This window comes from Bacillus sp. TCT6, assembly GCF_056033845.1.
Genome location: NZ_JBVYHX010000001.1, coordinates 3,306,863 through 3,320,471, shown reverse-complemented (window position 1 = coordinate 3,320,471; position 13,609 = coordinate 3,306,863). Strand labels below are relative to the sequence as shown.

The window sequence follows — 13,609 nt, the reverse complement described above, 5'->3', positions numbered from 1 at the left end:
ATTTACTCTTTGTTTCTATAGCATAAATGTCGTGTCCTCTTATGAAATTTGTACATATTGTATGTATACGAAGTAAAAAAATTAATAGGAGATTTTATATGCAAAACAGATCGAGTTCAAATGTTACGTTAATTGATGTGTCTCATTGGGAAGGGAATATTGATTGGAATGCAGTGAAGGCATCTGGAATTCCAGCAGCGTATGCAAAAGCGACAGAAGGTGTAAATTACATTGATCCTACTTTTACTAAAAATGTACAAGCAGCCCGAAGTGCGAATGTATTAATTGGTGCATACCATTTTGCACGTCCAGAACAAAATGATGCAATTTCAGAGGCGAAATATTTTGTGAGTATATTACAAAGTAACCAGACAGACTTAATGCCAGTTCTGGATTTAGAATCACCAAAAGATCCGAGTAATAGTAATTTAACTGGTAGCGCTATATCGAATTGGGCAAGAAGCTTCATAAATTATGTGAAACAGGCTACTGGAAAAGATGTAATGTTATATACAGGAGTTTGGTATATTAATGAGTTCGGAATTAGCGGATTAAGTGATATTCCACTTTGGATTGCTAAATACTCGAGTACACCGCCTGCTGATGCTGGTGGATGGACAGCGTGGACAGCATGGCAGTACACAGATTCTGGACAAATTTCAGGTGTAGGAAATTGTGATGTATCAGCTGCAGTTTCACTAGAAGCTTTACAAGGGAATGGAGCAAGTGGTGGAGGGAATGTTTCTCCGCCTAATAATGCAACTCCAGTGTACGGGGTTGCTATAATTAATGGAGATAATGTGAATTTGAGAAGTGGACCATCTTTGCAGTCTAGTGTAATTCGCCAATTGAATCGTGGCGAAACATATGAAGTTTGGGGAGAACAAGATGGATGGCTTTGTTTAGGGACAAATCAGTGGGTATATAATGATCCGAGTTATATTCAGTATAAACATTATGTGGCGACTATTACTGGTGATAATGTAAATTTGCGTGATGCTCCATCATTAAAAGGAAATGTTATAAGACAGTTACATCATGGTGAATCGTATCGAGTATGGAGTAAGCAAGATGGATGGCTTTGCTTAGGGACAAATCAATGGATATACTACGATCCAAGTTATATTCAGTATGGTGTACAATAGAGTGAAAATAAAAGGTGCCCCGTCAGAGGTGCCTTTTATTAAAAATATACAACTTTTACAAAGTCTGTATCGAAACCATAGTATACTATAGTAGATATATTTATAAAAAATAATCGAAAATGAAATAAAGGGGTAAAAATATGAATTATGTGCTAATAGGTGCGGTTTTAATATTATTAGCTGTAGTATTTGTGCTGTTTTATAAAAATAAACAGTTAGAATCAGAGAGTCAGCAAGTAGAATTTGAAAAGAAACAAGCGATTGAAACGTATAAAAATGAAATTGCAGCTACGGTGATAGAGCATACAGAACAACAAAATAATTTGAAAAATATGGAACAGAAAAAATACAATGATTTACAAGTAAGTGCAAATAGAGAAATTGAAAATATGCGTATGATGAAAAATCAATTAGCTGTGCAGCATAGTAAAGAACGTAGTGAAATACAAAATAAACATAATAATGAAATACATATGTTTCAAAAATTAATTGCAAATTTACGAGAATATACTAAAAACGGCGCTGAAATGAATACGTACGAAACATTACATTATATGAAGCGAGGATTCATAGAGCAAGGCATCATATTAGATGCTGAAATTCAAATCATGCCGAATGTTTTTATTAAAAATAATAGTGAAATAAACGATAATCGGATCCATCATCTCATCTTGTGCAAAACTGGTATTTATCTACTTGAGACGAAAGAATGGGAAGAGAAATTAGTTCATGGTTTAACGAAAGAAAATGCTGGTATATATTCATTTATGATTGATGAAATGGGTAAGTATCAACAAGAAGTTGAAAAAGAAGAGACATTTGAATATATAGTAGGTAAAGATTCGTCAACTATACAAGTGAAAAATGAAGGGAATCCAGTATATAAGGCGAAGAAACTATCTCAAATTTTATACAATTGTTTGAAAGAAATGCAGACTAATAGTATAAAAGCAAAGGTAAAACCAGTTGTATATTTTTATAATGAAAATGGAAAAGAAATAATAGATCTTTCTAGTGAGGAAACACCTAGATTAAAAGATCGGGAGCAAATTGTAACGTTCTTCAGAAATGAAATCTTAGCAGGGAAAATAGTATATACAGTGCAAGAATTAGAACAGATTCGAGAAATGATTAGCAGGATGAATTATATAGTGAGTTAAAAGGGGGGATCTTTCTGAGCGCTATGCTATGTGGCATTTTGTATGTCTATTTTTGTTTGTATATAGTAATGTACATTCTATTTATATTCGTCATCGATATGATCCATATGCCCTTAAGTGTAAGGAGCATTTTTGTAGTATTCATACCATTTGTTTTATTAGTCATGGTTCAAAGGGTTATTTTATATGCTTCTAAAAATCGTAATGAAGAAAAGAAGCAAATGTCTGGGGTTTTAATAGTAGCACTCATACCATTAATAGTATGCACTGTGCAACTAAGTGTAAATGAATATACGTCAAAGTTTAATCAAAATAGATGGTTAAATCATGCAGAGAAACGGATACATATGGTAGATGATCTATTACAAAAATATAAATTAATAGGGAAATCAAATGAAGAAATTACACAATTGTTAGGAGCTTCAACGGACATGAGAAGTGGGGAAGAAGGAGTTATCACTTTGTATTATCTTGGGACTGAACGTGGCTTTATTCCAATAGATAGCGAACAGCTTGTTTTCCAATTTGATAGAGATGGAAAAGTCATGGAATATACGGTGCATAAAGATTAAAGAAATGTAGAGGGAAGCTATATGTTATAGCTTCTTTTTTATTTTTCAATATGTCACGGAAGGGGGAGAAGGTTTTTGAGTGGAATAAGGAATGAAAGCGGAGGTGATGCATATATATAGATGCATTGGGTGATTATTAGTCCGATTGGTGAGGGGTAATAATTAATAAGTACGGACAAAACCCCCACTGATTAAAGTTTCATTTTATCATATTGTATAAATGAAAAGGAGGTAAGACGGTGAAAGCAATCCCGACTGATGTCCTGAGTAAAGAATTGATGGAAAGAGAAGGAGTTATCTCTATTACAGTAAAGGAATTTGAAAAGATAGAAGTAGCTGGAGTGGTGGTCGCTGGTCCAGCAGTTATTTTGATTAATCAAGATTAAGTACATATCATTGAAATAAAAAGCATCCGTCTAGGATGCTTTTTATTTGTATGTAAGGATAAATATGATGGATAATTGTGTTACTGGAGGGAAAGTCTGTGGCAATTATTATAACAATGTTAGTAATGGGTATTTTATTAGGATTTGTTGGAGCTGGAGGAGCTGGGTTTATTATCGCGATACTCACTTTAGTATTCCAAATTCCTATTCATGTTGCTCTTGCAACATCTTTAACTGCAATGGCATTTACGACATTATCAGGTGTTGTAAGTCATTACCGTGAAGGCAATGTTGCACTTATTATAGGCGGCATTGTTGGGGGATTTGGCGCAATTGGCTCTTATATTGGTTCTAAATTTGGTTCACTTATACCAGCACATCTTCTTCATTGGTTTACAGCTGGGATGTTATTTTTATCGGCAATTTTTATGTTTATTAAATTAATTATGTTCCAAAAAAAAGAACAGTCGTCTTTATATAAACATAAAGAGTTTTCCGTGAACTACTTGTTGAAATGTGTATGCCTTGGATTAGTTACTGGAATGATGGCTGGTTCATTTGGGATTGGTTCTGCACCGTTTATTCAACTTGGATTAATGGTTCTATTGGGACTTACGATTCAGCAATCTGTAGGGACAACAATGCTTGTTATATTACCGATTGCAATTGGAGGCGGGCTAGGATATAGTTCGGAAGGATATTTAGATTATATATTGTTATTGCAAGTATTGATTGGGACCATGTTAGGGGCATACATTGGTGCGAAGTTTACAAATTATGCACCGCGAACGCTTTTGAGGTTTTCGATGATTATGACACCGGTTTTAGCTGGATGTATGCTATTGATGGAATAAAGTGAAATTATAATCAGCAGGGGGTTACTGCCTACAAATAGCGGGATAAAATTAATATAGCAAACTATTAATATATTTTACGAATGAATTATATAGGTAATTCATATTTCCCATATAAAAGGATTTGTTTTAATATTATGAGTGTAAAGTTCGAGTATTCGAAGTACTACTTGAATTATATCCCTATCCCTTTTCTAAAAATGCGAACAAGTTTTGCCCTATTCTATTCAATAGTTAATTGCATAGAAATATATTGTTCGATGACCATTATGGAACGTACATAATGGGAAAATCCCGATCCTTAAAGAGGATGCCCCTAATCTTCATGTGAAAATATGATCGGATATGAAAGCTGACCAATTTATGGTCAGCTTTCTTTTTGTTCGAAAATTATTTCTTCTTTAATTTCTGTTTGCAATAATACAGTTTTTCCGAAGTGACGTTTGCATTCCGCGCGCACTTTTTCAAGGGCTAGTAGCTGAGTAGTGGCGGGAACTGTGACAATAGCTTGGCGAGGTTTTCGATTTTCTTCACAAAAGACACATTCCACAACATAATTAGAAATCATATTTTCATCCTTCCAGTTTTAATTTCTAAGAAGGGATTGTCTATGAAGTTGATGTAACTTTTCGTCGTTGTTTTATTATTTTCCTCTTTTTTTCAAGGGGAAAATAATAAAGAAGGCGAATTTTAGTAGGGGAGGGATGTTTATGGAGAGATGGATAGGTAGTGCAGCGGTATGTGTAAATGAAAAAAATGAAGTTTTAATGGTATTGCAGGGCAAAGAGGGAGAAGAAAAAAGGTGGTCTGTCCCAAGTGGAGGACTTGAAAAGGGAGAGACACTAGAAGAATGTTGTATCAGGGAAGTTTGGGAAGAAACGGGTTACAATGTGGAAGTTGTAAATAAAATATATGAAAAAGAGGGTATTACATACGGAATTCCAGTGTATGTCCATTATTATTTTGTTAAACAAATAGGCGGTAATATGAAAATCCAAGATCCTGATGAGTTAATACATGAAATTGCTTGGAAAGGGATACATGAAGTTGAACAATTGTGTTTAGCTTTTCCAGAGGATTATGAATTGCTGTGCCAATATATAAATAAAGAAGCAAGTATGTAAATACTTGCTTCTTTAATGTATCCAAGACAAGAAAAGCGGAACGATAACCAAACTAGCGCCTGCTGTTAAAAGCATGGATAAACTTGCAATTGTTCCTTCCACAGGACCGATTTCGAATGCTTTTGATGTACCGGTTCCATTTGCGCTCGTTCCTAACATAATACCTTTTGCGATTGCTGTTTTAATACGGCAAATACGTATGAGAGAAGGACCGAGCAATGCTCCTGTTAAGGCAGTTAAAACGACAAATACAGCAGTTAATTGTGACATACCACCAATCATTTCTGAAATAGCCATTGCGATTGGTGTTGTTACGATATGTGGCGCTAAACTATGTTCTAGTGATGAATCAATTTGAAAATAATTTGCTAGTAGTGCTGAAGTAATGACTGATAAAAACGAACCGACAATGACATTAAGTAAGATAGCCATTCCATGTTTCTTTAATAAATCAAAGTATTTATAGATTGGCCATGCAAAAGCAACTGTTGCGGGTTTTAATAATTCAGTTAACCAGTGACCACCAGATTCATATGTTTCATAAGGTGTATCTAATCCGAGCAATAAAGCAATTAAAATAATGGGACAGACGAGAAGAGGAGAAAGTAGACTCCAATTCCAACGTTGATACATTTTTTTTGATATCCAATATGTGAATAGTGTTAATAGTAAACAAAGAAATCCGATCATTGCGTTGATCCTTTCCGCTTTAGTAGCAATTCTGTTAAAAGTCCTGTAACTAAGGTAACGCAAAGAGTGCTAATCATAATAATTAAAATGAGATCGATTCCATATTGTGTTAGTGTATCTCTGTAACGTATGACAGCGACTGCAGAAGGGATGAAAAATAAAATAAGTTCTTTTAATAAAAAATCTGCTCCGTCCTGTATCCATTCTTTTTTAACTAGGTTAAATTTTAATGAAATTAATAATAAAAAAATACCGATTATACTTCCTGGAACTGGGAGGTGTGCCTGTTTTGCAATCCATTCACCTGTCCAAGCGAAACAAAATAGTAACAAAATTTGTCCGCTTAACTTCCACCATTTCATACAGTAACCACCTCTTTCTTTTTTTACATAAAAATTGTAAAAAAGAATTAACAATTTCTACTATACGTTCATTCAAAATATTTGTCTAATATATAAATTATATGTTATTAATATATTAGACGTATTAATCGAAAGTGAAAAGGGTGTCCAAAAATGGAATTACGGCATTTGCAATATTTTGTTGTTGTGGCAGAAGAGTTACACTTTGGACGGGCGGCTGCTCGTTTACAAATGACACAGCCACCACTTAGTCAACAAATACAGCAATTAGAAAAAGAAATGGGAGTTACATTATTTTCAAGAACGAAAAGAAAGGTTGAACTAACAGAAGCAGGAGAAATGTTTTTAAAAGAAGTAAAAAAAGCGTTTGAACAAATTGAAAAAGCAGTAGAAGTTGCACAAAGTGCGCAAAGGGGAGAAGTGGGATCACTTTCAATTGGTTTTGTAGGTGCAGCGATATACGATATTTTACCATCAATTGTTAGGGAATATAGAAAGAAATTTCCGAGAGTGTCTGTTGCATTACATGAATTGTCAACACCAGATCAAGTTCATGCACTTCATGATAACCGTATTGATATTGGCTTTTTACGTCCGCCAATTCCAACACAATTATTAGAATTAGAGCCAATTCAAAGGTTATCTTGCACCTTATGTTTACCAAAGGCACATCCGCTTGCAGAGAAAGATGAAATACATATAGAAGATTTACGAGATGAGCCGTTTGTATTTATTACGAGACCAGTATGGCCAGCTTTATATGATACAATTTTATCTCTTTGCAGAGAAGTTGGATTTAGTCCGCGTATTGTACAAGAAGCAACAGAGTATCAAACAGTTATGGGGCTTGTAGCAGCAGGAATTGGAATTACAGTAATACCCGTGTCGGCAAATAAGTTATATAAAACAGAAGTTGTATATAAAGAGTTATATGATTCTAATTTTGTTGCAGAAATGTCAGTGGCTTACAAAAAAATGAATAGTAATCCAGAGCTACTAGAGTTTTTAAAAATTGCAAGAGAGAAGAAAAGAATAGAAGTAGAAGATGAGTAATAGTAGTAACAGAAAATGGATTTAATTCAGATCCATAAAAGTACACCTTATTAAACAATAAAGCGGAAATGCAACTTAAGTTGCATTTCCGCTTTATTGTTCTTTTTTTAGCTCGATACTAAATAGATAAACGTGTTCATTTTCTTTTAAGAGTAGATCAATGCCTGTTTCTTCATCAATGATAGGAACGATTACAGTTTCTTTACTGGTTTGGATTACAGCAGCTAAAATCGTTTTTTGATTGTATTTTAAATTTTTTATAGATTGGATTGTAGTAGTTGCAGAGCTATTTACGATTGGTGGCGCTTCTTCAGGAACAAGTGTTGCACCACCATTAATATTAATATACCATTGCCCTTTTTCTGGTACATCTTCATTAAAGTAGGGGTATGGCGATATGAAAGAGAGTTTTATTTTCTTTTCTAGAAAATGTGAGGTAGCAATGTAAGCAATTTCTTTTGTTTTTTTACCATTGTTATAATAATCAATTGTAGCATTTATTTCATCTTTATCATTTTTAAGCGTAACGTTATAAAACATGCTATTTCCTTCTTGAAAAGGAGTCATTTGTAAAATAGAAGCTTGCTCTTTTGTTAATTTGTATGGCTCAACAGTGGCAACTTCATTGTTTATTAGTTGGCTACAACTTGTGAGTAATAATAAAGACAAGATTGATAGTAATTTTATACGCATGCAATCTCCTCCTTTTTACAATTATATTCTAAATGTGATTTTTTTATCATTTCGTTTTCTAGGACTAAAGACTTAGAAGAAATTCCGATTGTAGTGCGATGTTTAAAATGTCATATTTTTATACACTAGTAGTATAGAATGCGTATGTAATAAGGTAGGGGAAGAATTTTATGTCTTTATGTCGGTTAGCGAGAAAAAATATTAGAACATTTGCTACCAAAAGGATGAAGCAATTTATTTGGATTGCTATGAGTACTATGATTTTGTTTTTTATGATATCGTTACAATTTAATGAAGGAGCTATTTTGAAAGTAGGGGATACATTTGTATTTCAAATGTATTTTTACACACTGTTTATTGTACTAATTTTCATATGTATTTTTACTACATATAAAATGATGTCCTCCCTTTTGCTAGTGAGGAGAGAGGAGTTTACATCTTATGTAGCAGAAAATATAAAAAGAAAAGAAGTACTATGTTTATTATGTCAGGAGCAATTATTCATTTATGGAGCAGCATTTGTTTTCGGATTAATTAATGGGATGCTATTTTTGAAATTATTTACGGTTATCTTTATGAAAATCGCAGGGATACAAGGAGTAAATAGTGCGCCAATTACAATATATGCAATAGTAGTAGTGAGTATAATTATGATTGTTATCCTTCTATTATCGATGGTGCAATGTTTTCGATTTGTTCAAAGTTTACAAGATAAAAATTCGTTGCATTTCAAGAAAAAGGCATGAGAAATCATGCCTTTTTCTTGAAATGCCTTTTGAGAGGACTCCCACCTCTAAACGTAAATGAAGGTGGTGAGGTGAATCGAAAGAAATATTTTATTTTCAAGAAAAACAGAAACGTACGTTCTTTTTTGCTATAATATCCTTAACAAGGAGGTGAATAAAATGACAAAGGAAAATCCATCAAACTATAAAACTCTTCAAATTTGGATTAAAAAAGGGCATCGTATGTATTCTTATTTTCAAGAATGTTGTCATAACGCTAAGAATATGTATAACACCACAAACTTTTATATACGCCAGGTGTACACTGGATTAACACAAGAAAAAGAGTTGCACCCTTTGCAAAAAGAAGTTCTGGATAATATTCATAAAAATATTGATAAGATGAATGACACACAACTTCTTGCCTATCGGAAGAAATTGGAAAAAGAGAAATTAAAGCCTAAAGAAGAACAGAAAGAGATTACATGTAATTTGTTTTCAGAACCTAATTTTGAAAAACCTTATGTAGATTACAACTTTCTAGATGCACTATTTAAGGCTATGATTCAAAATGATTATCGAGCTTTGCCTACGCAATGTAGCCAGTCCATCATGAAGGGTTTGTTCCAAAATTGGAAATCTTTTTTTGCTAGTTTAAAAGACTATAAAAAGAATCCAAACAAATATGCTGGAACGCCTAGGATTCCAAAGTATATTCGTTCTTCTGAAAAAGAGATTCTGTATACAAACCAAGATTGTATCATTAAAAACGGTAGATTTTTAAAGTTTCCAAAGACGAAATTACAATTAAATATTGGGAAACTAGGTTTCACTGAAGGTAAACTGAAACAAGTTCGTGTGATTCCAAAATACAATGAATATGTAGTGGAATTGGTAATTGATGTTCCTTCTGAACAACAAATGATTGAAGAGAATGCTCGTTATATGAGTATTGATTTAGGGATTGATAACCTTGCAACCATCGTAACAAACACAGGTATGAAACCTGTCCTTGTTAAGGGCAAACATGTCAAAAGCATAAATCAATATTACAACAAAATGAAGAGTCATTTTACAAGCATTCTTAGAAATGGAAAACAAACGAATGAAGGACCTTTTACTTCTAAAAGGATAGAAAAACTTCATCAAAAACGTTACTTGAAAATAAAAGACGTCTTCCATAAAGTTAGTCACCATATCGTAAAACTAGCTCAAGAAGAAGAAGTTTGTAAAATCGTTATTGGTCAAAACAAAAGTTGGAAACAAGAAACGAATATGGGAAAAAGAAATAACCAATCGTTTTGTCATATCCCGCACAATTTACTGATTCAAATGATTACATACAAAGCAAATGCTGTAGGCATTCAAGTTGTTGTAACTGAAGAATCATATACATCGAAAGCAAGTTTTCTGGATAACGACTTCATTCCAACGTATGGAGAAAATGACCAAAATACAACTTTTTCAGGAAAACGAATAGAGCGCGGCATATATCGTTCAGCAAATAAAACTTTAATTAATGCTGATGTAAATGCTGCGGCTAACATTTTACGAAAAGTAATCCCAAATGCATGGACAAATGGGATAGAGGGGTTAGGCGTGAAACAGCTCGCTAATGTGTTAACTCCTCTGACGTTAATCGTCCGTTAGGTCGAAACGTTAGAAACCCCCACTTCAAGCTTTGCTAAGTGGGGGAGTGTTCATTTTACACATAAAAATAATCATGTTACAGTGAAAAGACCTGACAAAGAATGGGAAGGAAAGGTTGTATAGAATGACAAATGAACAATCAATTGTAAAAGTCGATCGGTTAACGAAGCGAATTGGCTCAAAGACACTTGTACAAAATATTAGTTTTGAAGTGAAAAAAGGCGAGGTTGTCGGTTTACTCGGACCAAACGGTGCTGGAAAAACGACTTTAATGAGAATGATGGTTGGTATGATCCGTATGACAGAAGGTGAAGTATGGATTGATGGTCAATCTGTGAAACAGCAATTTGAAAAAACCGCTGCGAAAATTGGGGCGGTAATTGAGACACCCGAATTTTATCCTTTTTTGAGCGGGTATGAAAATTTAACATATTTCGGACGAATGAATGGTAATGTGACCGAAGAACGTATCGATGAAGTAGTGAAATTGTTAGGAATGGGACAAGTAATTAATCGTAAAGTAAAAGCATATTCACTTGGCATGAGACAACGTTTAGGAATCGCTCAGGCGCTTATTCACGATCCGGATGTGTTGGTACTAGATGAACCGACGAATGGATTAGACCCTAGTGGAATACATGAAATGAGAATGTACATAAAAAAAATTGCACATGAACAAGGAAAAGCTGTACTTGTATCGAGTCACTTACTTTCAGAAGTTGAATTAATGTGTGACAGAGTTATCATTATTCAGCACGGGGAATATGTGGCTACGCAAAACATTCAGCATAGTCAAAGTGAAGAGATGGAGACGATCCGTATACGTGTAGATGATGCGAATAAAGCAGCGGAAATGTTAGGGCATGATGTTTTAGTAAAAGATAATGAATTAATTATTAACGTAAAAGATGAAGAAATCCCAAATGTTATTCGTACATTGCTTGAGAAAAACATTCAAGTGTATCGTGTATATGAAGAAAGAAAAACGTTAGAAGAGCAATTTTTAGAATTAACAGGGGGAAAAGATATTGTTTAATTTAGTATATAACGAACTGTATAAAATATTTAAGCGGAAGCGAACGATTATTCCATTTGCGGTTATTGCAGTATTAATAATCGGATTAGGGTGGGTTACGGTAAAGTATTTTGAACCGGAAACAAAAGGATGGAAAGTAGATTATACAGAACGTACTGTAGAAATTGAGAAAAAGCTTGGCATGAAAAAAGAAGCTATTTTAGCAGAAAAATCAGGGGATGAGCTTGTAAAAGAATACCAGCTTAAGATGAAGCATTTAGATACGGATACAGCACCGGCAAGCAGTTCCCCACTTTCTTTCATGAGAGATACAGGTTTTATCGTATTTCCAATTTTGCTCCCATTTATCCTCGTGTATGCAAGTACAATTTTTGCGAATGAATATAGCTGGGGAACATATAAGTTTTTAACAATCCGTCCGGCGAGTCGATTTAAAATTTTAACAGCAAAGTTTTTAGCAATCGTTATATTTGCAGCTTTATTGTTTATATTTAATATGATTTTCTCAGCTTTATGTGGACTTGTTATTTATAAATTCCAACAGCCTGCATGGAGTGAGTTTATTTTCCAAGATGGAAATATAATAAAACAAAATATTTTTGTAGAAGCAAGTAAATATTATGTTTTATCGTGGTTACCAACGGTTGTGTATGCATCGTTTGCATTTATGATTTCTGTGTTAACGAGATCTAGTGGAGGTGCAATTGGTATTTCACTATTCCTTGCTTTATCAGGCAATATTGCGTTATTAGCAGCCACTAGATATAACTGGGCGAAATATTTATTGCCAGCAAATACAGATTTATATAGTATTTCAAAGAATGGAAGTTTTATTGATGGAGTAACATTCCCGTTTGCATCATGTATGTTACTACTTTATTTGTTTGTATTTTTATGTATTTCATATACTGTGTTTTTAAAACGCGATTTAACTTAATTAGAAAAGCCGTTCAGAGTGCTGAGATGCACTTTGAACGGCTTTTTTTTATGAGAATTGTTTAAGTGCTCTTTCGGCTAGTAAAGCAAAGTATTCTGCACTTATAGGCAGTGCCTCTTCATTAATTGTAAAAGCAGGATGATGCCATTCATGTGTACCGCTCGTTCCCATAAAGACGAATGAACCTGGTATTTCCTGTTGGTAAAATGAAAAATCTTCTCCAGCCATTGACGGATTAGGCGAGATGATATTAAGATTCATCTTTGTGGCAACTTGAGTAGATAAGTCTGTAAGAGCTTTATCGTTGTGAACAGCAGGAGGACCTGAAAAAAAACGGAATTCCGTTTTTACACCTAATGCATCAGACACACCTTGAATAATACGCTCCATGAGTGCTGGAATCTTTTCACGTGTTTCAGCTTGGAACGTGCGAATAGTTCCTTCTAACGTAGCTTTTTCAGGAATCACGTTCCACGTATTTCCCGCATGAATATTTGTAACACTAACAACTGCATTATGAGATGAACTTATATTTCGGCTTACAATTGTTTGCAGTGCCATCACAATTTGAGAGGATGCGACAATAGGATCTACGCCAGCATCTGGTACAGCCGCGTGTGTACCAACTCCGTGAATTTCAATTTCAAATCGATCAACTCCGGCCATCAGTGGACCATCTTTAATGCCAATTGTACCTACTGATAAATCAGGTTTATTATGCATGCCGAAAATCGCTTGCACATTACGTAAATGTCCAGCATTAATAACTTTGCAAGCGCCATTACTACTTTCTTCAGCTGGTTGGAATATGAAGCGAACCGTTCCATTTAGGGAAGATTCTCTTTCTTTTAATAAGAAAGCAGTACCTAAAATAGCAGCTGTATGAAAATCGTGTCCACAAGCATGCATTTTCCCTGGTACTTTAGATGCATAGGACAAATGTGTTTCTTCTTGAATAGGAAGGGCATCAATATCAGCACGAACTGCTACAATTGGTCCGTTTTTATTACCAGACACTTCAGCGATAATTCCTGTTTCTAAATTGGAATCAATGATAGTAATGTTTTTTTCTTCTAACCAATTTTTTATTGCTTTTGTTGTTTCGAACTCTTCATATGATAGTTCTGGATACTCATGTAAATGTCGACGGATGGAAATAAGTTTTTCTTTTAGTTGATTTGAAATAGATACCATGTAGTATGCCTTCTTTCTTCAGCAAAAT

General features: G+C 34.1%; 16 protein-coding genes. 11 read left to right on the top strand and 5 right to left on the bottom strand.

Going from position 1 to position 13,609, the window contains the following annotated elements; translation table 11 throughout:
* Positions 1–98: 98 nt before the first annotated feature.
* The 5 genes from AC0ONG_RS16800 (at position 99) to AC0ONG_RS16780 (ending at position 4,117) form a co-directional block, all read left to right on the top strand.
* On the top strand, positions 99–1,145 hold the full coding sequence (locus tag AC0ONG_RS16800; protein ID WP_001181414.1) for a GH25 family lysozyme: 1,047 nt from the start codon (positions 99–101) through the stop codon (positions 1,143–1,145).
* Positions 1,146–1,285: 140 nt separating this feature from the next.
* Complete coding sequence (locus tag AC0ONG_RS16795; protein ID WP_016077369.1) at positions 1,286–2,305, top strand: NERD domain-containing protein; 1,020 nt, start codon at positions 1,286–1,288, stop codon at positions 2,303–2,305.
* Positions 2,306–2,328: 23 nt separating this feature from the next.
* Positions 2,329–2,877, top strand: a complete 549-nt coding sequence (locus AC0ONG_RS16790; RefSeq protein ID WP_016098823.1) for a hypothetical protein — start codon at positions 2,329–2,331, stop codon at positions 2,875–2,877.
* A 239-nt stretch (positions 2,878–3,116) separates the two neighbouring features.
* Positions 3,117–3,263 carry a BC1881 family protein gene (locus tag AC0ONG_RS16785; RefSeq protein ID WP_000644411.1) on the top strand — a complete coding sequence of 49 codons (147 nt, stop codon included), beginning with the start codon at positions 3,117–3,119 and terminating at the stop codon, positions 3,261–3,263.
* A gap of 98 nt (positions 3,264–3,361) precedes the next feature.
* Complete coding sequence (locus AC0ONG_RS16780; protein ID WP_000974665.1) at positions 3,362–4,117, top strand: sulfite exporter TauE/SafE family protein; 756 nt, start codon at positions 3,362–3,364, stop codon at positions 4,115–4,117.
* A gap of 367 nt (positions 4,118–4,484) precedes the next feature.
* On the opposite strand, the gene AC0ONG_RS16775 is transcribed toward AC0ONG_RS16780, so the two are convergent.
* A complete protein-coding gene (locus AC0ONG_RS16775; protein ID WP_079245837.1) occupies positions 4,485–4,685 on the bottom strand; it encodes a DUF3903 domain-containing protein in 201 nt (66 codons plus the stop codon).
* 142 nt (positions 4,686–4,827) lie between these two features.
* Between AC0ONG_RS16775 and AC0ONG_RS16770 the strand changes: the two genes are divergently transcribed.
* Positions 4,828–5,241: an NUDIX hydrolase gene (locus AC0ONG_RS16770; protein ID WP_000442973.1), complete on the top strand. Its 414-nt coding sequence runs from the start codon at positions 4,828–4,830 to the stop codon at positions 5,239–5,241.
* 12 nt (positions 5,242–5,253) lie between these two features.
* Here AC0ONG_RS16770 and AC0ONG_RS16765 read toward each other — a convergent pair whose 3' ends face one another.
* Both AC0ONG_RS16765 and AC0ONG_RS16760 read right to left on the bottom strand, forming a co-directional pair.
* Entirely contained in the window at positions 5,254–5,931 is a 678-nt protein-coding gene (locus AC0ONG_RS16765) for an LrgB family protein (RefSeq protein WP_000578954.1), read from the bottom strand.
* Positions 5,928–6,293 carry a CidA/LrgA family holin-like protein gene (locus AC0ONG_RS16760; protein WP_000872365.1) on the bottom strand — a complete coding sequence of 122 codons (366 nt, stop codon included), beginning with the start codon at positions 6,291–6,293 and terminating at the stop codon, positions 5,928–5,930. Before AC0ONG_RS16760 ends, AC0ONG_RS16765 begins: the two co-directional genes overlap by 4 nt.
* Before the next feature lie 153 nt (positions 6,294–6,446).
* Here AC0ONG_RS16760 and alsR point away from each other — a divergent pair, with 153 nt between their 5' ends.
* Complete coding sequence (gene alsR / locus AC0ONG_RS16755) at positions 6,447–7,346, top strand: acetoin biosynthesis transcriptional regulator AlsR (RefSeq protein ID WP_000423234.1); 900 nt, start codon at positions 6,447–6,449, stop codon at positions 7,344–7,346.
* Positions 7,347–7,439: 93 nt separating this feature from the next.
* Here the strand turns inward: alsR and AC0ONG_RS16750 are convergent, their stop codons facing one another.
* Positions 7,440–8,039 (bottom strand): hypothetical protein, encoded by a 600-nt coding sequence (locus tag AC0ONG_RS16750; protein WP_001220625.1) that lies wholly within the window; start codon positions 8,037–8,039, stop codon positions 7,440–7,442.
* A gap of 170 nt (positions 8,040–8,209) precedes the next feature.
* On the opposite strand from AC0ONG_RS16750, the gene AC0ONG_RS16745 reads away from it, so the two are divergent.
* From AC0ONG_RS16745 to AC0ONG_RS16730, 4 genes are all read left to right on the top strand, one after another.
* Entirely contained in the window at positions 8,210–8,785 is a 576-nt protein-coding gene (locus AC0ONG_RS16745) for an ABC transporter permease (RefSeq protein WP_127725910.1), read from the top strand.
* Positions 8,786–8,944: 159 nt separating this feature from the next.
* Entirely contained in the window at positions 8,945–10,414 is a 1,470-nt protein-coding gene (locus AC0ONG_RS16740; RefSeq protein WP_127726081.1) for an RNA-guided endonuclease InsQ/TnpB family protein, read from the top strand.
* Between the two features lie 124 nt (positions 10,415–10,538).
* Positions 10,539–11,450, top strand: coding sequence for an ABC transporter ATP-binding protein (locus AC0ONG_RS16735; RefSeq protein WP_000180626.1), 912 nt, complete (start codon positions 10,539–10,541; stop codon positions 11,448–11,450).
* Positions 11,443–12,387 carry an ABC transporter permease gene (locus tag AC0ONG_RS16730; RefSeq protein WP_000482759.1) on the top strand — a complete coding sequence of 315 codons (945 nt, stop codon included), beginning with the start codon at positions 11,443–11,445 and terminating at the stop codon, positions 12,385–12,387. The genes AC0ONG_RS16735 and AC0ONG_RS16730 overlap by 8 nt, the downstream gene beginning before the upstream one ends.
* A gap of 48 nt (positions 12,388–12,435) precedes the next feature.
* On the opposite strand, the gene AC0ONG_RS16725 is transcribed toward AC0ONG_RS16730, so the two are convergent.
* Complete coding sequence (locus AC0ONG_RS16725; protein ID WP_000253665.1) at positions 12,436–13,581, bottom strand: M20 peptidase aminoacylase family protein; 1,146 nt, start codon at positions 13,579–13,581, stop codon at positions 12,436–12,438.
* Between the last annotated feature and the right edge of the window lie 28 nt (positions 13,582–13,609).

Bases quoted from the DNA above. Each gene is read 5' to 3' on its own strand.
- AC0ONG_RS16800 (WP_001181414.1), top strand. From the start codon at position 99: ATGCAAAACAGATCGAGTTCAAATGTTACGTTAATTGATGTGTCTCAT.
- AC0ONG_RS16795 (WP_016077369.1), top strand. From the start codon at position 1,286: ATGAATTATGTGCTAATAGGTGCGGTTTTAATATTATTAGCTGTAGTA.
- AC0ONG_RS16790 (WP_016098823.1), top strand. From the start codon at position 2,329: ATGCTATGTGGCATTTTGTATGTCTATTTTTGTTTGTATATAGTAATG.
- AC0ONG_RS16775 (WP_079245837.1), bottom strand. From the start codon at position 4,685: ATGATTTCTAATTATGTTGTGGAATGTGTCTTTTGTGAAGAAAATCGA.
- AC0ONG_RS16770 (WP_000442973.1), top strand. From the start codon at position 4,828: ATGGAGAGATGGATAGGTAGTGCAGCGGTATGTGTAAATGAAAAAAAT.
- AC0ONG_RS16765 (WP_000578954.1), bottom strand. From the start codon at position 5,931: ATGATCGGATTTCTTTGTTTACTATTAACACTATTCACATATTGGATA.
- AC0ONG_RS16760 (WP_000872365.1), bottom strand. From the start codon at position 6,293: ATGAAATGGTGGAAGTTAAGCGGACAAATTTTGTTACTATTTTGTTTC.
- alsR (WP_000423234.1), top strand. From the start codon at position 6,447: ATGGAATTACGGCATTTGCAATATTTTGTTGTTGTGGCAGAAGAGTTA.
- AC0ONG_RS16750 (WP_001220625.1), bottom strand. From the start codon at position 8,039: ATGCGTATAAAATTACTATCAATCTTGTCTTTATTATTACTCACAAGT.
- AC0ONG_RS16745 (WP_127725910.1), top strand. From the start codon at position 8,210: ATGTCTTTATGTCGGTTAGCGAGAAAAAATATTAGAACATTTGCTACC.
- AC0ONG_RS16740 (WP_127726081.1), top strand. From the start codon at position 8,945: ATGACAAAGGAAAATCCATCAAACTATAAAACTCTTCAAATTTGGATT.
- AC0ONG_RS16735 (WP_000180626.1), top strand. From the start codon at position 10,539: ATGACAAATGAACAATCAATTGTAAAAGTCGATCGGTTAACGAAGCGA.
- AC0ONG_RS16725 (WP_000253665.1), bottom strand. From the start codon at position 13,581: ATGGTATCTATTTCAAATCAACTAAAAGAAAAACTTATTTCCATCCGT.